This is a genomic window from Stenotrophomonas sp. YJH_SMC_25, from assembly GCF_059369595.1.
On record NZ_JCAFSV010000003.1, the window covers coordinates 202,551 to 221,526 of the forward strand.

The window sequence follows — 18,976 nt, forward strand, 5'->3', positions numbered from 1 at the left end:
GGGCAGGCCCTGGACTGGCCAGGACAGCAATGGAGATGTGGATGGCTATGAAGGCAAGCTTCTTCCGGATCGGTAGAGATAGAGACCTCCCTCCTGGATCGTTGATTCTGCAATCGAACAACTGGCTACTTAGGACAACGATCCACAGCCAGGGAGAAGATAGGCCTTCTGCGCTCTGGCTGACCGGCGAACACGTTGGAACATTCCAGCTTCTCGACGATGTAAGCCAATGCGTCACCTTGGACCCGGCGCTGAAGCTGGAGTTGCGAGTTGACGGACCCATCGAAGGCCCTGCTGGTGCACGGATTGGCTCGCTGATTTGGTCCGAAAATGAAGCATCACCGGCGATCTGCGCTGTAGATCGTTTGTTCATGACGATGGAGGGGATTGCGATGGCCCGCGCGTCGGGTATTAGGTCCTTCTTCGCTCCGGATTGGAGCATCTGGATCGTGGACGAAGACGGCAAGGACATGGCGAAAGGCGCACTCGTTACGGTGAAATCTTAACGGCCCGTACTGGCTGCACGGGCGGTCCTGGCATAAGTCCATCGAGGGCAGAAGGGTGGGCAATTCCGGTTGGCTGGTCGATAGGGCCGCGCCGGAAAAGCAGTCGGCTGCGTGAAGGGAAGCCGTCGAATAGGCCTGGAACTCGATGCGGCAGACGGTTCATCAGAGTTTTGTCAGTCCCTAAAGGCGGGCTAGGCCGTGAAGCGCCTGCCCGCCTGAAGCGTTTTCCCGCGAACCACTGCATGCTGGGCTACTGCTGCTCATCTTCGTGTGCCAGATCCTCGCTGACCGCTCCCTAATCTCACTGCAGCCCGCGAACAACGCATTCTGAGGCTCTCGTCCGCCATTGGCCGATGAGCCCTAGCCCGGTTAGCATCTCCCCAGTCGGGCACGGCGCCCACCAGAGCTTCAAGGGGGATAAATGGAATTGGCTTGGGCCACCGTAATTGAAGGATCGGAAACGCCGGCCGGAGACGGCGACTTTGGGGCTCTCCGGTGTGTAATTGAGACGGTGGACGGCGAGCTTCTTGCCGCAGTTCTTAAGCGCGACCCTCCGGAATTCGTCTTTGCAGAAGCGCTCTGCTCAATTCTTCTAAGCAGATGGGGTCTAGTTGTTCCTCGGCCATTCCTCATCAAGGACACTCACGGGGTGTCGTTTGCTAGTGCAGACGTTGGATACCCCAATCTCAAGCAGCGGGTTGGACTAGGACCAGGCTACGCGGAGGCTGACCAGGAAACGGCGTTTAAGGTGGCTATCACTCTGGTCGGTTCCTTCCCATCCACCCCGCTCGCCCTCGCGATAGATGAAGCGATAGACAACCGCGACCGCAACCTCGGAAATATCCTTTGGGACGGCGCCCAAGAGGCATGGATAGATCACGCCCTAGCTCTTGGAAACGGTCTTCACATGGATGACCTGAATAAGCTGTGCATACTGATGGTCGAAGCCGGCAAAGCGGACGAGGCGCTACATGGTGCAATCGCCCAGTGGTTGGCTCTAAATCGATCAGAAGTTGCCAGCGCAGCCCTTGCTGTGGAAAGGCTGCACAATGCAGGACCTTGGCAAGCGCTGATCGTGGAGCGCCTTGAGGACTTGGGTGCTCGTCTCACTGCTCGCTTCCCTAGACCTGATGATCTATTGGCAGATCTGTGATGAATACGCCTACGGAATCCATCGTGACCAAACCCCAACGCCACCCGTGGCGGCCCATGTTCTGGGAGCCGGTGACGGGAACTGGTGAACGAATCCTCGTTGGAGTCCTCTACTGTTTCGAGGGCACAGCGGGTGTATCCCGTTTCATTCGAGATGAGTCGCTTGATGGGATGTTCGGTGCTCAGGCGGCTGGTGCGCGCCGTTTAATTGACCAGGCGTTGTCTACATATGTCGCTATTGCTGAGCAGCGCAATGGGAACATTGGATCGACGGAAGCAAAGTACATGGGGCTGGTTCCTGGGCCGCTGAGGGAAACGTCAGCCCACAGTTTGAACGACCTCTTGCGTACAGCTGCGTTGCTCTACTCCAGTATGGCAAGCCTCGCCAAGCTAGAGGACCTAGATCAAGCGGAGACACCGCTTCCAGAGGACCTCAATCGACGGTTCAGTACCGAGGTTAAGGATCTGGTACTAGCGCAGCGCCCGGAATTCTCGGAGTACTTCGGCCGTTCCACACCTCTGGTCAACGGAGGCAACCCTGTGAAGTTCGGTTTCGCCTCACAACGGGCGCTTCTCCACTTCTGTGTCGTCCATCCATTGCGTGTTGGGGCAAGCATTCGTGATGCTAGGGCCCGTCTTTTTGAGCTTCAGCGTGCTCGCGAACTGGTTGAAATCTCAGAGGCGGCGTTGATCGGTGCGACTACCCGCAACGACGACGTTACGCTGGGCGACAAGCAGAGAGCCGCTGTAGCCAGTGCGCGCGAAGAGATTGAGGCTGAGGCATTGGCGGCAAGATTGCGCTTCTATCCAGTCACATCTGCCGTCGAAGGGGCAGAGAGGGTCTTGGAAGCAGCGTAGAGCGCTGCTGCTCGGCTATGGGCGGGATTGAATTCCTAACTGGCCCCGCCAGAAGTCTAGGGCCTGAGTCAGAAGCCCTCGCATGCTCACATGTCGGCCGTCAGGGCTTTCAAAGTAGATCTCCACTGCCTCGGCGAATACGCCTTGGCCGAATGGAGCATTGAACAGGCTCGGCGTTACCTTCAGCTGATCCGCTCGGTCGATCTGGCGGACGCGTGACTGAATTGAGGCCAACCTCCCGTGCTTGGCGGCATCGGCTGCATCGGTGAGTAGCTGCAGGTCTGGATAGAGAGCTGACAGAGCTTCGCGGCCTTGGCTCACTGCTTCGGTCATGTCCTTCCTGGATGACCCGCCCGTGTAGCTGCCCATCACCCAGTAATCGACCATGTGAGAGGTTACGATCAGTGACAAGATCCCTCGGCGGAACTCCCACGGTCGCTCTAAGTACTCGGAGCAAGTTGGCTCGACTATCAAGGCGAAGTAGTTCTGGGCTTCAACCCGCATTGGAAGATCTCGCTATGGGAATTGGCATGGTTGAAAGGGCAGGATGGCAGTTTCGCAGAGATCGCAGAGGCGCAAGATTCACTTGGGGCGTTTTTTGGGTGCCAGCTGGACGCGGGGCGTCGTAGGTTTATAGATAGCCAAGGCAGGACTAGTCAGCGTCCGGTCGCCAAGAGTGCGCAGCGCGGAGGACGAATGGGGCGTACTGGCTGACACAGACGTCTAGCAACCAAGCGGATAAGTGACGCCGCGCTCCTGAACTGTTCGGGGTGCAGGTCACTGTTTCACGGCGCGATGACGCCGTCTGTTGAGCCCGGTGCTAGCCTCACCAGCTTGGGGGGGGGGCTGACAGGGAGACTATCCAATGCCGATCAGGGCTGTGGTGTACGTGAGCGAGGCAGGGCCGACAGTGGCTGGTTGCGCTCTTGACCTGCCGAGCGCGAAGCTTGAAGAACTGGTAGACGACGCCGCGCGTTTTAACAGGGATGCCGGAGTGACGGGCGTCCTGCTTTTTGACGGAGCAAGATTCCTTCAGTACCTGGAAGGTCCAGAGGATGGCTTGACTGTCGCCTACTCTCGGGTACTGGGATCGCAGAGCCATGGCGGGGTTGTCGAGCTTCAGCGCGGCCGCGTCGGACAGCGCCGCCTGCCTTTCTGGCCGATGCGCTGGCTTCCGGTAGAACCGGTAGAGCTGAAGCGGTTGGCTCAAGCCGACTGGACTCGATTCAATCAGCGCGGCGACGCCGAGGATGCAAACCCAGCGGCTATGGATCTCCTAGCTTCGCTGGTTGAGCCTTACGCTGTGGCCGCCTGATCCCCTTGGCGATGCTCCCCGATCTGCTCGGTGAGCACGGTGAGTGACTGCTGGAAAGCGGCGGCGAACAGATCGCCGTCGCTTTGCCTGTGCTTAGAGGCGATGCTGGGCAAAAGACTCAGCCAAGTACCGGAGAGCCGTTCGGGTGCTGGGTGAGTCAGCGTGAGTACTCGAAGCGCGTATTCCGCTGCCTTGAGATAGCCGCGGTGCATCTGAAGTTCTGACTCGCATGCGTGGAGGCGACCGAGGATTTCCGTGATTTCGGTCGTCATGACGGTCTCGACAGTTGGGGGTGGGGAAGGCGATAGTCTGGCGACCTCTGAGCGAGTCCGCTATGAGCATCCTCAACGTTCTGTTACGCCCTGACCAGCTCCTGGTCGCGGTCGATACCCTCGCGGAGGACGCCCGCACCGGAGCGCATTCGTCCGGCGCAAAGATGCTGCTGATCCCGCAGTACAACTTGGTGTTGGCGGCACGTGGGTCCACTCAGTTCTTTCTTCGCATCTACGAGCTCGCGCTCCAGGCAAGCTTCCGGGCCGATTTCACAATGGAGCAGCTGACAAAGGAGCTGGGGCTTGTGATCGACAAGTTGTGGCCAAGCTATGAGAGAGCGGCTGCCGAGGCGCGTCTGCAAATGGACGCGTTGGGCACGGAGTTAGTGCTGGGCGGTTGGTCGCCAAAGAGCGGCCGGATGGTGGCTACTGCGTATGCCAAGAGCGACAGCTCTAGGCCAGCAATTGTGCAACCGCTGGAGGGTGGCTTAGCTTCGCCCGGAGAGCCTCTTGCCGGAAGGCCAGATAGCTTCGCTCCGGCTGATGTGCTCGCAGCTGGCAAGATCCAAGCGGCATGGCTTAATAAGCGGGTGGGGCGGCAGGTGGCCGGGGGGCGGCTTCTTGCTACGGTGCTTCGGGAAGGGCAGGTGGTGACCCAAGACTTAGGTCAGATCTAAGTCCTTGGGCGTGAGTCCTGCAGGTTCCTGGGTGGCAGGAAGCTCAACTCGGGGCACGTCAGCAGCGTCGTGTCGGCGTGAGGTTGTGGCTGGGCTGAATCTCGGCCAGGCCGGGGGCGAGGTCAGCCAGCCCCGGCTGGCCAAAGTCGATCACGGGGAGCTGGACGAATCGGCCGCACATGGCCGGAGGGTAGCCCGGCCAGCCGTGCCCGGGGCGTGTAGGGAGACCCCGACCCGACATGGCGAGGTTGCCCGATGGTGCCAGTCGGCCAAGGCGGGCATCCTGACCTTGCCGGATCCGGGGCCGCAGGCAGCTCAACCCGGGGGCGCGTGAGCAGCGCCGCGCCGGCACCAACGTGTCAAGACTGGCCCTTAGGCGCCCGTCCGCGATAGCATCCCGTCCCCCTCTGGCGGTGCCGGGGCAATTGGATACACTACCCCGCATGACGAGCATCACCATCCCCGGTGGCCTGCTGGTTGCCATCGAGGGAATCGATGGGGCCGGCAAGTCGACCTTGGCCAAAGGCCTGACCGAGCGGCTTCGCGCCCATGGCGTGGCCGTTTCGACCAGTAAAGAGCCGACCAATGGGCCCTGGGGCACCAAGCTTCGCCAGTCCGCTGAATCGGGCCGACTGAGCCCAGAGCAGGAAGTCGAATACCTGTTGGCTGACCGCCGCGACCACGTCGAGCAGTTCATCGAACCGGCACTGCAGCGCGGAGAGGTGGTGATCCTCGACCGCTACTTCCCTTCGATGGTGGCCTACCAAGGTGCCGCCGGGCTGCCGGTTGATGACCTATCGAAGGCCAACGACTTCGCGCCCCGACCGCATCTGATGTTGCTGCTTGATGTCGAGCCGGCCACGGGCCTGGAGCGGATCCGCGCACGTGGCGATAGGCCCAACCACTTCGAGAACGAAGAGAATCTGGCTCTGTGCCGGCAAATCTTCCTGGGCATGGCCGAGCGCACGAAGTGTGTGATCGACGCCTCGAAGTCGGAGGCGGATGTACTGGAAGACTCCTACGCCCAGCTCATCCGCCAGTTCGCGCAGAACATCGGCGGCCTGTCGCTGGAGAACATCGAGAAGGTCGGCTCCCTCATGGAAGGGCGGCTGGCTTAATCCGGTCAGGATTCAATCGCAGCATCTGCGACGGCCGGTCGTATCCTTCCGGCCATGCATTCCTCCCATGGCTTCCGCACCGCCCCGATCCCCTCTGGCTGGGTCCAGACAGGCGAGCGCTGGGCACTGTGGTGGAACGGCCGGGAGGTAGCTAGCCTCACCCCTGATCGCGCGGGCGGCCTGCGCATGACGCTTAATGCGCTGAAGATGTGGCAGACCAAGAGCGTGAGAGTGGTCAGCTTGCGCCAGGGCAAGCGATTCGCCGAGCGATGGTGCGCCGCCAGGCTATATCCGGACCTGCCTCTGCGAGACGCGGTCGTCCGCCTGACCGACAACACACCCATCCAGCCGGCGCCACCGCTGCCTGGCCTGCCACCTACCCGCGAGCAACAACAGCAGGCCGAACGCCTAGACGCGGCAGCGGCGGCAGCATCGGCCCGAGTGATGGCCGCACTGGAGCCGATCCGGACGCCGGCGGAGATCAAGCCCAGGGCAAAGGGGCCATGGAAGGGGAGAATCCGACCCAGCAATGCCGATTTCTCAAGGGTATGACCATTCCCTTGGTCGTCGCGGGGGCTACTCTATTCGTCGCAAAGGCTGGGTTGCTGCAGGGCCACGATGAGATTGATGACGCTCCAGCGCTGGCTGGACCGCTACTTCGAAGAAGGCAGCCGCCCGTCCATGCAGGTGCTGCAGCGGCTGCTGCGCGAGGGCAAGCTGCCCGGTCGCAAGGTCGGCGGCGCCTGGTACATCGACGAACACGAATGGCTGGCGAATGGCGACGATCTTGTCCTGAGGGTCTTGAGGAGTTCTTAAGGCTGGATGCAGTCCCGCCACCTGGCTTCGGGATCGCCTTGGGTTCGGAGCTATAGCTACGAATTGGCTCCGCATCCAATGAGGGGTAGCATCCGCTCAGGCAGCCATGCCGGCTGCAGGACGCCCTCTTGGGGATGACCCCAGAGGCAGGGGAGTGGGCGCTGTGAAAGGATTTCTGATGCTCTGTCTGGGGCTGGCTTTGGCGTGGACAAGCGGGGCTGATGCGCGTGGTGTTCGGGTCAGCGGTTACGTCAAGAAGGACGGGACCTATGTCGCCCCGCACTACAGAAGCGCTCCGAATCGGTCGACGCTGGACAACTACTCAACCCGGGGGAACTACAACCCCTATACGGGCCAAGCTGGCAAGAAGGATCCGTACGCGCTACCTCCGCCGAGGGGAGGATCCGGATCCGGATACGCGCCCAGTGCCCAGGCGTCGACCTATGCCCAACCGGTCTATAGGAGCCCTTCGGCTCCAACGGAGCCGACTCCATATCGCTTTGCAGACTCCAGCGGCGGCTGGCCCAAGTTCAACGCGCCGGCCACCGCGAGCCCGGAGAGTGTGGACGATGTGGAACGCTACGGTAGTGCCCGCGCTAACTATCTGGCGTCGGCGGCTGGAAGTCTCTGCAACGAGTTTTTGCTAGCCGCTGACGAGATGGCCAGGTCGGCAGAGACTTTGGCCAAGTGCGCTTCGCGGATGGACCCCAGACAGACCTGCGTAGTCGAGGCTGATGACGCTATGCAGTCTTCCATTCGTTACCAAGTCAGCGCAAGCAGGGCACAGAGTTACTGTCGCGGGCCTTAGCAGATCGAATGGAGGAAGCGCCATGTCTAGTGAAGATTGCACCGTACCGTGGGAACTGAGGGCAATCGGTGCACATGACGTCGGGATCCTTTTAGGCTTGGCGCCACGCACGGTCCTAGAGACCGTCGCCTGCAGGCCGGATTTCCCTTTACGCGTATCAATGCGGCCAGCGACTTGGGTTGCAGGAGAGGTTCTCAAATGGAGGGACGAGAACAGGGGCATTCCGAAGGGCCGGAAAGGCAAGCGGAGCAGTGCATCGGCCGCCGCCGCTAAGCCTGCCGCGCGTCGGTTCGCCGGCGACCCTTAGTTCTCCGGTTCGTCGGTGCCAAGAGGGCCGCGAGCCTTTCATCGGCCGAGCCAGGGCGGGGGACTGATTGGGATGCTCTTGGTGCTGCTTGCCCTACTGTCGATGCCCGCCGCGAGCGCTCCCACCAATCCTCAAGATCGGCCGGGTGAATGCGATCCGACCTGGCACTAGCTCCTAGCCGAACAGCCACGAGTTGCCCTGCGTCAATGGCTCTGCGAACCGTCTTGGGCGCGCAGGCGCTTCGTTCTGCTGCCTCGGCCAGCGTCATCAGCTTTCCAGGCAGGGTCATTAGCGTTTCCTGTTGCGTTGGTCGTAGCGGCGCAGCCGCGCCAATGCTTCCTCCATCTGGGGAGACGCAGGGACCAGGGACGGCGACGCGCCGGCCGCCACCTTGGATTTCCAGCCGCTGGAGCTGTGGATTGCTCTGTACAGCTCGTTCTTCTCGTAGAGCCTCTTCCCCATGAATTGTCTGGGCGAGAGGTCGTACTCTCCGGCCTTTGCATTGAACTGACTGACTGACACTCCGCAGTAGTGCGCAGCCTCGTCCACAGTCAGCCAGTCTTTGCCAGAAAGGTCGATCCGCAGGGTGGTCAGCTGCTGCCTCAGCAGGGCGATCTCCTGCTCAAGCGGCAATTCGGCTGGCAACTCGTCCATGGCGTCTCCTCGGTCTGTAGCCGAGAGTAGCGCCCTGGGGCATGATCGGCACTGGCTACTCTGAGACGTCCGATGAATGGCGAAGTGCTGTCGCGCGCTGAGGTCGAAGAGATCACTAGAACCCCGATCAGGGTACGGCAGTTGGCCTTCTTTACGCAGAACCGGATCCCTCATTACGTCAACGAGTACAACCAAGTGATCGTGCTGCGTAAGGCGGTGGGAGCGCCAGAAAGGCTCGACGCGCCCAGGCCAGTGTGGCGATCCAACAAGGAGGTTTGAAATGTCTGAAAAGCTCTGCCTGACCAAGGATGAGATCAAAGCGCTGACGCGCACGCGTTTGAAGGCACGACAGCTCCAGTTCCTTCGCCAGAACGGCATCCGGCACTACATCGATGGGTACGGGTGGCCGGTGGTGCTGCGGGCCGCAGTGGGCATTGTCGATCCGACGCCGACCGTCAAAGCCGTTCCGTGGCGGTCCAACAAGCTCGGGACACTTCCTGGCTGACCGGCCAAGCAAAAGAATTTCAAACCCATAACACGATAGGGAGGGGCATCAGCCTCTCCTCTATGCCGGCGCAATGCCGGCTCCCTACTGACTAGGAGCCTATCGTGTTCATCGAACGATCCAATTCCCCTCTCGAATACCTGGCCGCCTTCGCGGTCGTCTTCATGGCTGGCTTCTTGACCAGCGAGCTCAGGTAACGCGCCAGGGGTGCTTCATGAAGCACCCCTTCCCTGTTCAAACTTGGTTCCGGGTCAAAGAAATCTAGTTCCTTCTGGCTCCATATCGATGCTTGGCACTACCTGCTCCATTGAAATCAATGACTTGCGAAGTGGTGGAGTAAAAGTTTACCGCCGCTAGCGCGCTCCCCAGCTCGATCTGGGCTGCCTAAGCTCCCCTCGTCGCAACCAGATGAGGATCAGGAAATGCCGCTCGCTAGCAACAAGTCGCTCTGTGTGATCAGCCGTGAAGAGGCGCAGAGGCGCCTCGGGATCGGCCGCTCCACCTTCTACGCTTTCTGCAACGAGAACTCGCCGTCGTTCAAGCCGTCCTTCCCCAAGCGTGTTCGTCAGGGCGGCTTGGTGGGCTTCATCGAGCACGAGGTGGACGACTACGTGCGCAGCCTCATGCAGGCTAGGGAGGTGGGCCGCTAGGAAGCTCTAACTTTCCCAATCAGCAAACCGGCTTGGTTCCTAATGAGGCCGGATTCACGTGACGTTCCCTGTAAACGGCGATGAAAAGCCGGCAGGAATGAACGTTGTTATCAACAAAAGAATTGGAAGAAGTTACATGGGTATCGCAGGAAACAGCGTGTCAATCACGCGGCGAACGTACCTCTGGGATGAATACGGTCGGCCCGTCATCACCAGTGAGCAGAGCGCGATCTATGCCGTGAAAAAGATCGTGGACATGATGGGAAGGCTGATGCGCAGCAAAGGAGACCTGTTTAAGGTGAGCTCCGCGGGTCTCGTCTTGCAGGATGATCTGGCTCAGCAGTTCCGAACCTGCCTCAAGGCTGACCTGGCCAAGATCGCGCGCCACTTCCCTGCCCATCGCCACAGCCCGCTCTTCACCATCTTCAAGCGCTTCAGCGCGCCCGTACGCTTCAAGTGCAGTGGGAGGCTCATCGCAGAGGACGTTGCTCCTCTCAATGCTGCTGTGGCGAAGATGCGGGCATTCACTAAGGGCGCCGCACTGGGCACCGCGTTAGCGAACATGCGTCGCGCTGAGCGCAAGAACCGCAGCAGCACACGCGAGCTGCTGCATCAGTTGCGCCAGGGCTACTCCAAGTTGCTGATCATTCGATTGGACTTGGGCTACTTCTCGAAGATCCTGACGGATCTCGGCTTCTGTGCTCAGGATCTGCCTATCAGTGAGGTGCAGCGTCACCGTGACGCATTTGTCACGTACCTCCGCAACGGGCCGTACTCGAAGGATCTCGCTGGCTACATCTGGCGCCTTGAGTACGGTTTGGAGAAGGGCAGCCATTTCCACATGGCCATCTTCTTCGATGGCCAGGAACTGGCCAAGGACATCACTATTGCTGACGCATTGGGACACTACTGGAAGAACTTTGTCACCGGCGGTAACGGCATGTACTTCAGCTGCAACAAGAACAAGGAGGCGTACGAACGCTGTGGCATAGGGATGGTCGCGCGTAATGACGATATGGCTTGGGCCAACGTCGAGGAGGCGATGTTCTACCTCACCAAGCAGGACTATTACCTCCGCTTCCGCCCCGCCAAGGGCACCCGGACGTTTGGTTCCGGTGGTCCGTACGGCGGCGTTCAATCCGTCGAATAAGCGAGATGCTACCGGCCCCCTCGCGGGGCCGGTGGTCAACGCGCCGAACGCAGCTTAGCTACCAATTCCAGCATAGCGGGCCTCTTCTTGAGCCTCGAAAGCCAATCAGCCTGGTTTGAGCTCATACCGTGCTCGTCGCCAAATTCCTGAGCCTTAAGCTCAAGACCTTCGATTGTCCTGAAAGCGGCCTTTAAATGGTGCGCTTTCAACTTGGCTGCTATCGCATCAAGATTCTCGGTGAGGTTGGCCGCTTTTGCCTTACCCCCTCTTTTCCCGGCGCGGGCTGGTCGGTCGACCTTGCTTGCTTGAAACCGTCCTTCGCGGATGCCTCGGTGATAGGACAGCGTATTGCTCGCCTGAAGCAGATGAAACCACGCGTCCTCTAAGCTGCCTTCCGCATGATGAGCCTTGGCCTGCCTCAAGTGGCCCTCCACGAAGTCCAAGTTCTCCTGGGACAGCTCAATTAGCTCCGAACTACCCCGGCCCCCGATCCGTGTGAAGCTCCCCTCCAGCCGGTCTAAGGCGCTGAAATGGGACTTGTCGACCACGAGCTCCGACGTCCACCCTCGGCTCTCCAAGTACTCAAATTCATCCAGAACGGGCTTTCTTGCCACCGTCAGTCTCCATGGGCTGTGACTGAATAGTCTCTTCACGTTTGGAGCGATGGCAAGAGCAGGCACCGACTAGCCACGGGACAAGTGAGTCGCTTTGTGAGTCCAAAGTAGATTTAAGTACGCATTAGGCTTGCTAGATCAATGGCTTATTAGATCTATGTGGTTGCTGGTGGGCCACCAACCGACCTCGCCTGACCGGTCGCAGGTGTGGGGGGAGGCACAAGTTGACCGTTATGGCCAACTAGTACTGACATCCGAAGCATGAGTTGGCTCTAAGTTGCTGGCATTTCCAAGTAAAGCCTGGCGCGGCGACGAACGATCATCCAGTGAGGCACAAGTTGACCGAAATGGCCAACTTATGCTGACGTGCTTTCCCCGCCTTCTTAAAGAGCTTCCTCTTAAACTCGGGCTTGTTTCTTACTGCCACCGGTTGTTAACGGCGCTATGATCCGAGGGACGAACACTGGTGATCTCCACATGGGACATGAAAGTTCAGAACGGAATGGGAAAGATGAGCCGTCGTGTTCGGTGGAGGCGGCCTCCGCAGAGCGGAGAGGCCAGCTTGCCCGCAATTGGCTGACCTCGGTCGAGGTGGCCAAGCGCTTCGCAATCGATGACCAAGACGTGGCTCGGCAGATGAATCAACTGCGAGGAGCGGGGGCTGTCTTGGCTGTTTACTGGGAAATGGACGGTGGAAGCTGGCGTTACCCAGAATGGCAATTCGGAAAAGATGGTCAACCGCTCCCATTTCTTGCAGAGATCATAGGAGTACTTCGCCAAAGTGGCCTTTTCTTGGGCGCACAGGGCATGTCCACAGGGTGGGGCGAATTGGAGTGGTTCATGACCCGCCATGTGCTTCTTGGTGAATTCACCCCAATCGAAGTTCTTCAGACGGACCCTGGCAGCGTTCTGATGGCAGCTGAGCAGGAGTTTTACGGTGTCTAGTAGGATTGAGCCTAACCGTAGAGCCGCTGGGTAGTGCAGACTCCTCGTGTGAGAGGCATCTTTCTTGGGGCGGCGTGTCTGCCGCGAGTCGACAAGCAGACGTCGCAACTCCCGCGATCCGCATGTTGGTCCTGCGCATAGTGTGGGTGCCGTGGGAGCCAGACTCGAGGCCAGCTTCCTCCACCCAGCGACGGACAATCCCGGCGTACTGCCTCGTCGACAGGTGGGGCGAGTTCGACACTTGGCTGGTGGATAGGAGATCCGAGGCCTTCAGATCGGCATGGGTGATCCGAGCCTGCACTGCCTCGCGCGTTGCTTGGGTGATCTCGAACTGGACAGGTCGGCCGGTCTTCTGCTGTATCACCCTCGCACGCGAAGCCATTTGCTCCGTGAGATACATCGGACAACCGGAGCTTCGCCAAGTCGCAGGCGCGGAGCTTGGAGTCGATTGCCAGATTGAATAGGGCTAGATCTCGGACCTTCTGGCCAAGCTGGAGCCTGATTCGGATGGCCCGGATGTCTTTCAGGTTGAGTGGAGGCTTTTGGCCGTTCGACTTTCCCTTGTTCCAAGGCTCGTTGGACTGAGATGTGTGATGAATTGCCATGACCAGCTCCTGTTGAAGGGGTTGGTCCGGGTTCTACGGATCTTGGATGTCCGGGGTGATGCGACGCAAGACGGTCACCCACCACCTGCCGTGGTCTCGAGTGTTGTATGCCTTGCACCTAGTTGCAGGTCGGCTATGGAATCGGCATCGTTGTCAGCCAGCTCCGTGGTGGAGCGCCAGGCCGTCCGCCAACATTGGACAGGTCTACCTTGTCACTGCTCATCGGGTCACTCCATCGGGTAGGTGGTTTTGGTTCATCGATGCTTCTCTGCGCATGACGATTCTTCAGTCTGAAGGCAGCAGACATAAGACCAATCCTCTGCGCTGTCCTTCTTTCTTGCCTGTGCGGCATTCCAAGCGACGGTCCCGCACTGCTGAAGCCCAATGGCTGTGCCAAGGAAGATCTCATTCGGCTCAGATGGGGTATTCGTGACTTCGTAGTAGTAGACGTTGAAGGTCTGCGTTTCAAGTTGCTTGCAGGTGAATCGGGAGTATTCCTTACAGGAGTCCGTTTGGCACCCTGGCAGAGTCACTAAGGAAGCAGCGGCTAGGAAGGAAGCCATAAATAGGCGCGCATCTTGCGGCTTCATCTTCCACCCTGCCCAGTCCTAGAAGCTACATACGCCATGCAGCCCTCCACGAATGACTTGGAGCGACCTCGGCAGTTCTGTACGGAGGACGTGCCTTGCTTTGCGGCCCATGCATAGCCTGCCCTGTGCCCGCTGCAGTCTGAGGAGCACCTGTAACCCATGAAGGTGCCAGGCGGGTCGGATCGTGCGGAGTGATCATCTACCCAGCTGTATTTGATGGCCCGGCAGGCACTGTCAGTTGGCAACGGTCTGGAGGTGTACATCCGACGCCCATCCCGGACGCAGGCGTACACAACACCTTCGTTACCCTGATAGCTTTCCGCCGATGCGCTTTGGGCTGTCGCTAGGATGCCTATCAGGGTGAAAGCAAGCGGGAACAGTCTGTCCATGAGTCCTCCCCTGTTTGGGCGGATCGTACACCAGTGGCTGCCGCGGGCCTTAGGCCGACTACCACCGATTTTGAGACCAGTATGCGCGCGTTGGACCGTCCAGTGGCGTCCACATAGCTCCAGCAGTCTGAGCAAGACAACTGAGGCGGAAGTACCCAATGGACCCAAGCATCGCCGAGCTGAAGATCACCCGCCGCCCTGGCCAATCGGACGAGGAGCTCCATGCCGAGCAACTGGCGGAAGGGGTCAACAGCAACGCGTTCTTGGCCCTCTTGTTCGATCAGCACTCCGGATTCGCCAAGGGCTCGGAGATAGGCGAACTGGTTGGGGCTACCCAACAGGCCGTGGAGCGAGCTAAGCGGGGAGGGACCGAGCAGGCCGACTCACTTCTCACCAGTCAGGCCATAGCCCTCAACGCGGTATTTCTGGAGATGGGGCGGCGAGCGGCTCTCAACATGGGTAGCCACCTGAGGGCGACCGAGACATACATGCGGCTGGCCCTGAAGGCACAATCCCAGTGCCGGACGATTCTGGAGACCCTGGCCGAGATCAAGAACCCCAGAGCCGTGGCGTTCGTGAAGCAGGCCAACATTGCCGGTGGCCATCAGCAGGTGAACAACATTGCCCCGGAAAGTCCCGGTCCGGTCCCGGAAGAGGCCGGGCGCGCGGAAAGCAAAAGACGGCCGAACGAACTATTGGAGGAGATCTCAGATGCGCAATGGCTGGACCCCGGAGCGGCGCCGGCGGCAGGCGCAGGCAATCCAGAACTGGCGACCGTGGGAGCAGGCGACCGGCCCGCGAAGCGTCGAAGGAAAGGCCAAGGCGGCTAGGAACGCCTGGAAGGGTGGGGAGCGGATTGCGCTCCGTCAGCTCGCCCAATTGTTAGCAGATCTAAGCCTGTGAGCTGCGATCAGGACGGCCCCCGTAGCGAACGCCCGGACGTTACCTTATGCACCCGAGGCTGTGATGTTTAGATCGGATGGGTTGGGCTATGGCATCTCGCTATATTCAGCCCCCTAGACCTACGACGGCTTCTTCAACGCCGAGGTGGCCTGCGGAGCAGCCAAAGGTGGCATTGCAATGGGACTTGATGGCTCCCTTCTCAAGCTGCGGGCCCTGCGAGGGGTGAATCCACGGCACCAATGCTCGATACACTCAGTTTGGCGAAATTGATTGGAGCGCTGGAAGCTTAAAGATCTTACGAAAATGGCCGTCATTACCAATACAGGTAAGAGGGCCAGTGATGCATACCACGGAAGAGCTGCAGTGGGCGCTGAAGACTATAAGTTACGAGGACTGTAGAGCGCTGCTTCCTGAGCAACTGCAGGCGCAGAAGTCTTGGCGCGGTTGGCGGGAAGAGGCGCTATACCATCTCCTCTTTAAGGATCATGACGCTGCCAGCAAGTTGGTGCGGGCGTCCAAGCGAAAGGATGCAGCAAAAAACGAAATTCTGTTCTGTATTGCTGTCTATGTGTCACTAGTGGCGTTCGTTTTTCTCGTAGTAGTTTCTTTCGAATTCAAGAGCTGGTTCGTGTTTGCGGCGGCATGCTTCGTGGTGGCGGTTCAATGCGTCATCGATGTTGCTCCGTGGCCTTCAACGGTACGCAAGGGATGGTTTTCAGCGCTCTACCGCTTGACTGCCCTGGTTGGGGCATTGCTAGCGTTCCTAAATAGCTTGGACCGCCCGGCCGCAATTCCGGCGCCATCGCCTGCCTCAACTCCAAAAGAGGAAGTTCTCGAGTGCCGGCGTGAGTACTGGGGCGAAGGCAGCGGTCTTGGCTTCAGGGTTGATGAGGGCGGTCTGAGACTTCTGTGCCCTAGCCCGGAATGGCAACAACTGCGCATGCCCGCCAACCACCAACCCTGATTTTCGAGATCAGTGCGCGCGCAAGGCCACTCAGGGTTTTTCGAGTTCCCCAGAGGAGCGGTTCCATGTTGCTTTGTGATGCCCCCAAGTCCTTCCAGCAGAGGGCGAGCTGGACTACGTGGACCTGATTACGCGCGCTGGCCTCGCCAAAGACCTGGTGGGCAAGATCAACGGCCACTACCTCCTGCATGAGGACGGGTGCCCTAGGGAGGTCGGTGAGGCGTGTACCTGCGGCCTTGTCGCGGCCTTCGTAGGGCCGTCCGCGGTGGTCATGGTGGATAGCCACTACCGGCACAGGACCGATCCGATCAACTAGTCCGCTAGGTTGGGGTTCTGGGGCCTTTGCAGCGTGGTCCACCCTGATAGGATGCAGGCAGGCCCTGGATTGGCCGGGGCTATCAAGGAGATGGTAATTGAGCACTGAAGAGAATCCCACTCACGTTGACGTGAATTTGGTCAAAGAGATATTTGTCGCCGCTGCTTCGCAGGCGATCGCGCTCAGGCAGGCGGCCTCCGTAAAAGATCAAATTGCAGCGCACAACGTAGACATCAAGTTTGGCGAGATGCTGGAGCAGGCTAAGGCCGCCGCCGGAATCTATTCATCGCTTGAGGAAAGCGTTACGAAGGAAGGCACTGACTCGTACTTTAGCAGTACTCAGTAGCCGCTACGGCCCGGGAGACCGGGCCTTTTCCATAGCGGTGCTTCCATCGGACCATCAAGGAGGATGAATGGGCAGTTCCGATTGGCTAGCCGCCCAAGCAGAGCTCGAGAAGAACAACCGGCTCAATGGCGGAAAGCCGCCCGGTGGGTCGGTTTGGCGTGCGCTGCTAACTGCACTGGCGTGGTCCATTGGCTCTGTTGTCGCCTTATCTGCAGCTCTCGGCCTCGCCGGCTTCCTTCTGGCTCGGTATGGCTCAGATGAGTACGTGCTGGTGTGCGAAGGGACAGTCTCCGCAGAGGGTAGGGATGGAGTGCCCGCGACCATGTACGCCGAGATGCGCGAGTTTGGGCAGATCATCCGGCTATGGAGCAAGGATGCGGGAACAGTGCGGATGGAGATCCCCAATGACTTCTACGACGCGGGCCAGCTTCGCTCCGCCGGCAGTCTTACGTCCATTTCCACTTACACGGGCCTCTCTGGCCACTTTTCGGGCCTGAGCGGCACCTTGGCCATGCGTATGGGAAAAGGCCGAGAGTTCGAAGGGCAGTGCGTGCGCCGAGGTCCGCCGGCCGGTTAGCTCGATAGGCCAGCTCTCTTGCTAAGCTGAGGCCGAGAGTATGGCCCGGGGGGGGGGGGCTTGATTCGGCGGCCCCTGCAATCGAGTTTTGTCAGGCCCTAAGGGAGTTCTTGGCCGCCCCTAAGATCGTGCGGGAGCCTGAATTGGGCATGGTGAGTCGATAAGGCCAAAAGATGTTGTGGGCTGATCTCATCACCGTCGATGATTTCTAGCGAGGTCAGTGGCAAGGACACGAAGCGTGCCTCGCGTGTGAGCATGCTCCATGCAGAGTTTCGAGTTTCAGCACGCATGTCGTTTAGATGCACTAATTCGGGTCGCGTCGCTTTCGTTGTTGATCCAGGACATAAAGTGGCATTGTGCCGATAGGTTGACCGGAGAGATTTCGTTGCTTCTCGCGTTCTTCTACGCCGATAGCAAGCGAGACATAGAAGAGCGCTGATCTAGCTATCTTCATCACGCGGAGTGCCTTTGATTCGAGTTGGTCGCTACCGATTGTGATCCCCAGCCCACGATCGTCATTTCCTTTGATTAGAAATGGCTTGGCCCAACCATGAATGACCCGTAGATAGGTGTGCTCCAGTGCATTGCGAATGCTGTGCAGGTCCCTTGCATCGATGGCTGTCGTCTGTTTCAGATCGGGATCGAACAGTTCTTTGGATAGCCAAAATAGGCCCAGCAATGGTAGGTTGTCTCGATGCTGGAGTTGCGGATGAATGATCTTCGTGCCTTCCCCCATCCAGACATTCTTGAAGCTAATGCGGCTCGGATCCTTGTTTAGCTTCCAGTAGTGATCTACAAGGAATGCGACCTTATCAAGTAGAGAGTAGGCGATCCTGAAGGCCGAGCGGATCCTTTCGCCGGAAAGTGAGTAGAGCGGATAGTCCAGCGTGTTAGTAAGCACAACGCTGCGATCAGAAAAATGGGTCTGAGTGCTGCTGGTTCCTTCGAAGAGCATGAAGCGAGCTGAGACATACTCTTGCTTCATTTGACTGAAGTAGCCAAGGATCGGCGGAGGCAGGTGGCCGTCGGGACGGTCATCAATACTCTCGATCATTGACGGCAGCACCAGGTCGTCGACTGCTGCAGCCAGATGTGGCCCAAGATCGTTCAACGGGGATAGAAAAAGTCGGTGCTCTAGGCACCAGCGCCGATAGCTTCGTTCTACTTTTGAGCTACCTTCGAAGCCTTGTTCGAGGTTCTGACGGGCGCGTACCGACTCGATATCGACTCCGCCGTTAATTATCCTCGCCTGTCTGGAGAAATATTCTACCGATGCTAGTGGGTCCTCGGATTCATGGATCGCATCTGCGCTACAAGCGGCTTTGAGGCCGTCAAAGGCATGCAGTGCAAGAATGGCGCGGTCGCGTGGATGCTCCATCAACCAGAAATATCGGAACAGACCGCAGCCACGGTTACCTTGAGCCATCGCAAATCGGGGTGAAATTCTGAGTGCGGATTCCCAAAAGGGAAGAGCGTCTATAGTCCTGCCCACTGCGTTCAGAAGGTTGGCATAGTTCGTCAGAATCTGACACTGGCGAATCTTCTCGAGGGACGAGAATCCGTCGTGGCTCACAGCACGTGAGAGCGATAGCATTTCATCCTGCCGCTCCTGTGACTCCCAGGAAACCGGTTTATGAAGCCCGGCGATCTTTGATAGGGCGGCTCTTGCATTGGCACGGAAGTACTCGACCAGCGCGCCTTGCGCCTCGGTCAACTCGCGTTTGGAGAAGGTGTCGAGCAAGTTCAGTGCACGCTTGGCACCGCGACCATAGAGTGCGTCTAACGACTTGTCGATCAACTGTCCGATATGTAAAAGGGCGTCGGCGTCGCTCATCTTTGTAATAGAGCGCTCGCAGAGCTTCTTGAGGTCGTCGTGAGTGGAAGTAGTCGGCATTTGGTTGAACCGTGGTGCAATGGCGTTCGGAGATTTAGAGCGAAT

21 protein-coding genes are annotated in these 18,976 nt (G+C 59.0%); 15 read left to right on the top strand and 6 right to left on the bottom strand.

The genetic code is table 11. The features are described 5' to 3' along the window. Window positions 1–41: 41 nt before the first annotated feature. The 3 genes from AC5P7E_RS05725 to AC5P7E_RS05735 all read left to right on the top strand — a co-directional run bounded on the left by AC5P7E_RS05725 (window position 42) and on the right by AC5P7E_RS05735 (window position 2,516). Window positions 42–506 (top strand): hypothetical protein, encoded by a 465-nt coding sequence (locus AC5P7E_RS05725; protein ID WP_180863521.1) that lies wholly within the window; start codon window positions 42–44, stop codon window positions 504–506. A 421-nt stretch (window positions 507–927) separates the two neighbouring features. After that, window positions 928–1,659 (top strand): hypothetical protein, encoded by a 732-nt coding sequence (locus AC5P7E_RS05730; protein ID WP_495222826.1) that lies wholly within the window; start codon window positions 928–930, stop codon window positions 1,657–1,659. Next, window positions 1,659–2,516: a hypothetical protein gene (locus AC5P7E_RS05735; protein ID WP_495222827.1), complete on the top strand. Its 858-nt coding sequence runs from the start codon at window positions 1,659–1,661 to the stop codon at window positions 2,514–2,516. Before AC5P7E_RS05730 ends, AC5P7E_RS05735 begins: the two co-directional genes overlap by 1 nt. 15 nt (window positions 2,517–2,531) lie before the next feature. Here AC5P7E_RS05735 and AC5P7E_RS05740 read toward each other — a convergent pair whose 3' ends face one another. Next, the gene (locus AC5P7E_RS05740) at window positions 2,532–2,903 is read right to left on the bottom strand and encodes a hypothetical protein (RefSeq protein ID WP_206627284.1); all 372 of its coding nucleotides are present in this window, start codon (window positions 2,901–2,903) and stop codon (window positions 2,532–2,534) included. A gap of 478 nt (window positions 2,904–3,381) precedes the next feature. Between AC5P7E_RS05740 and AC5P7E_RS05745 the strand changes: the two genes are divergently transcribed. Then, window positions 3,382–3,831 carry a BLUF domain-containing protein gene (locus AC5P7E_RS05745; RefSeq protein WP_180863525.1) on the top strand — a complete coding sequence of 150 codons (450 nt, stop codon included), beginning with the start codon at window positions 3,382–3,384 and terminating at the stop codon, window positions 3,829–3,831. On the opposite strand, the gene AC5P7E_RS05750 is transcribed toward AC5P7E_RS05745, so the two are convergent. Then, a complete protein-coding gene (locus AC5P7E_RS05750) occupies window positions 3,813–4,103 on the bottom strand; it encodes a hypothetical protein (protein ID WP_206619978.1) in 291 nt (96 codons plus the stop codon). The two genes, AC5P7E_RS05745 and AC5P7E_RS05750, sit on opposite strands and share 19 nt — an antisense overlap. A gap of 62 nt (window positions 4,104–4,165) precedes the next feature. Here AC5P7E_RS05750 and AC5P7E_RS05755 point away from each other — a divergent pair, with 62 nt between their 5' ends. From AC5P7E_RS05755 to AC5P7E_RS05765, 3 genes are all read left to right on the top strand, one after another. Beyond that, entirely contained in the window at window positions 4,166–4,780 is a 615-nt protein-coding gene (locus tag AC5P7E_RS05755; protein WP_180863527.1) for a hypothetical protein, read from the top strand. Window positions 4,781–5,223: 443 nt separating this feature from the next. Then, on the top strand, window positions 5,224–5,898 hold the full coding sequence (tmk, locus tag AC5P7E_RS05760; protein ID WP_206619979.1) for a dTMP kinase: 675 nt from the start codon (window positions 5,224–5,226) through the stop codon (window positions 5,896–5,898). Between the two features lie 627 nt (window positions 5,899–6,525). Next, complete coding sequence (locus AC5P7E_RS05765) at window positions 6,526–6,714, top strand: helix-turn-helix domain-containing protein (RefSeq protein ID WP_235642187.1); 189 nt, start codon at window positions 6,526–6,528, stop codon at window positions 6,712–6,714. A gap of 1,077 nt (window positions 6,715–7,791) precedes the next feature. Here AC5P7E_RS05765 and AC5P7E_RS05770 read toward each other — a convergent pair. Both AC5P7E_RS05770 and AC5P7E_RS05775 read right to left on the bottom strand, forming a co-directional pair. Next, window positions 7,792–8,118: a helix-turn-helix domain-containing protein gene (locus AC5P7E_RS05770; protein WP_180863531.1), complete on the bottom strand. Its 327-nt coding sequence runs from the start codon at window positions 8,116–8,118 to the stop codon at window positions 7,792–7,794. Continuing rightward, window positions 8,118–8,483 carry a hypothetical protein gene (locus AC5P7E_RS05775; protein WP_180863532.1) on the bottom strand — a complete coding sequence of 122 codons (366 nt, stop codon included), beginning with the start codon at window positions 8,481–8,483 and terminating at the stop codon, window positions 8,118–8,120. The genes AC5P7E_RS05770 and AC5P7E_RS05775 overlap by 1 nt, the downstream gene beginning before the upstream one ends. Before the next feature lie 280 nt (window positions 8,484–8,763). Here AC5P7E_RS05775 and AC5P7E_RS05780 point away from each other — a divergent pair, with 280 nt between their 5' ends. The 3 genes from AC5P7E_RS05780 to AC5P7E_RS05790 all read left to right on the top strand — a co-directional run bounded on the left by AC5P7E_RS05780 (window position 8,764) and on the right by AC5P7E_RS05790 (window position 10,788). Beyond that, the gene (locus tag AC5P7E_RS05780; RefSeq protein WP_180863534.1) at window positions 8,764–8,988 is read left to right on the top strand and encodes a DUF4224 domain-containing protein; all 225 of its coding nucleotides are present in this window, start codon (window positions 8,764–8,766) and stop codon (window positions 8,986–8,988) included. 422 nt (window positions 8,989–9,410) lie between these two features. Next, window positions 9,411–9,638: a helix-turn-helix transcriptional regulator gene (locus AC5P7E_RS05785; RefSeq protein ID WP_180863535.1), complete on the top strand. Its 228-nt coding sequence runs from the start codon at window positions 9,411–9,413 to the stop codon at window positions 9,636–9,638. Between the two features lie 58 nt (window positions 9,639–9,696). Further along, the gene (locus tag AC5P7E_RS05790) at window positions 9,697–10,788 is read left to right on the top strand and encodes a YagK/YfjJ domain-containing protein (protein ID WP_206619980.1); all 1,092 of its coding nucleotides are present in this window, start codon (window positions 9,697–9,699) and stop codon (window positions 10,786–10,788) included. A gap of 35 nt (window positions 10,789–10,823) precedes the next feature. Here the strand turns inward: AC5P7E_RS05790 and AC5P7E_RS05795 are convergent, their stop codons facing one another. Further along, window positions 10,824–11,402: a hypothetical protein gene (locus AC5P7E_RS05795; RefSeq protein WP_180863537.1), complete on the bottom strand. Its 579-nt coding sequence runs from the start codon at window positions 11,400–11,402 to the stop codon at window positions 10,824–10,826. A 477-nt stretch (window positions 11,403–11,879) separates the two neighbouring features. On the opposite strand from AC5P7E_RS05795, the gene AC5P7E_RS05800 reads away from it, so the two are divergent. From AC5P7E_RS05800 to AC5P7E_RS05820, 5 genes are all read left to right on the top strand, one after another. Next, on the top strand, window positions 11,880–12,347 hold the full coding sequence (locus AC5P7E_RS05800) for a hypothetical protein (protein ID WP_162792513.1): 468 nt from the start codon (window positions 11,880–11,882) through the stop codon (window positions 12,345–12,347). 1,742 nt (window positions 12,348–14,089) lie between these two features. Then, a complete protein-coding gene (locus AC5P7E_RS05805; protein WP_114618267.1) occupies window positions 14,090–14,761 on the top strand; it encodes a hypothetical protein in 672 nt (223 codons plus the stop codon). Between the two features lie 413 nt (window positions 14,762–15,174). Continuing rightward, window positions 15,175–15,798 (top strand): hypothetical protein, encoded by a 624-nt coding sequence (locus tag AC5P7E_RS05810; protein ID WP_114618266.1) that lies wholly within the window; start codon window positions 15,175–15,177, stop codon window positions 15,796–15,798. Window positions 15,799–16,211: 413 nt separating this feature from the next. Beyond that, window positions 16,212–16,460, top strand: coding sequence for a hypothetical protein (locus tag AC5P7E_RS05815; protein WP_114618264.1), 249 nt, complete (start codon window positions 16,212–16,214; stop codon window positions 16,458–16,460). Between the two features lie 67 nt (window positions 16,461–16,527). Beyond that, window positions 16,528–17,037: a hypothetical protein gene (locus AC5P7E_RS05820; RefSeq protein WP_114618263.1), complete on the top strand. Its 510-nt coding sequence runs from the start codon at window positions 16,528–16,530 to the stop codon at window positions 17,035–17,037. 304 nt (window positions 17,038–17,341) lie between these two features. Here AC5P7E_RS05820 and AC5P7E_RS05825 read toward each other — a convergent pair whose 3' ends face one another. Then, window positions 17,342–18,931, bottom strand: a complete 1,590-nt coding sequence (locus AC5P7E_RS05825; RefSeq protein ID WP_235648906.1) for an LA2681 family HEPN domain-containing protein — start codon at window positions 18,929–18,931, stop codon at window positions 17,342–17,344. Window positions 18,932–18,976: the final 45 nt, after the last annotated feature.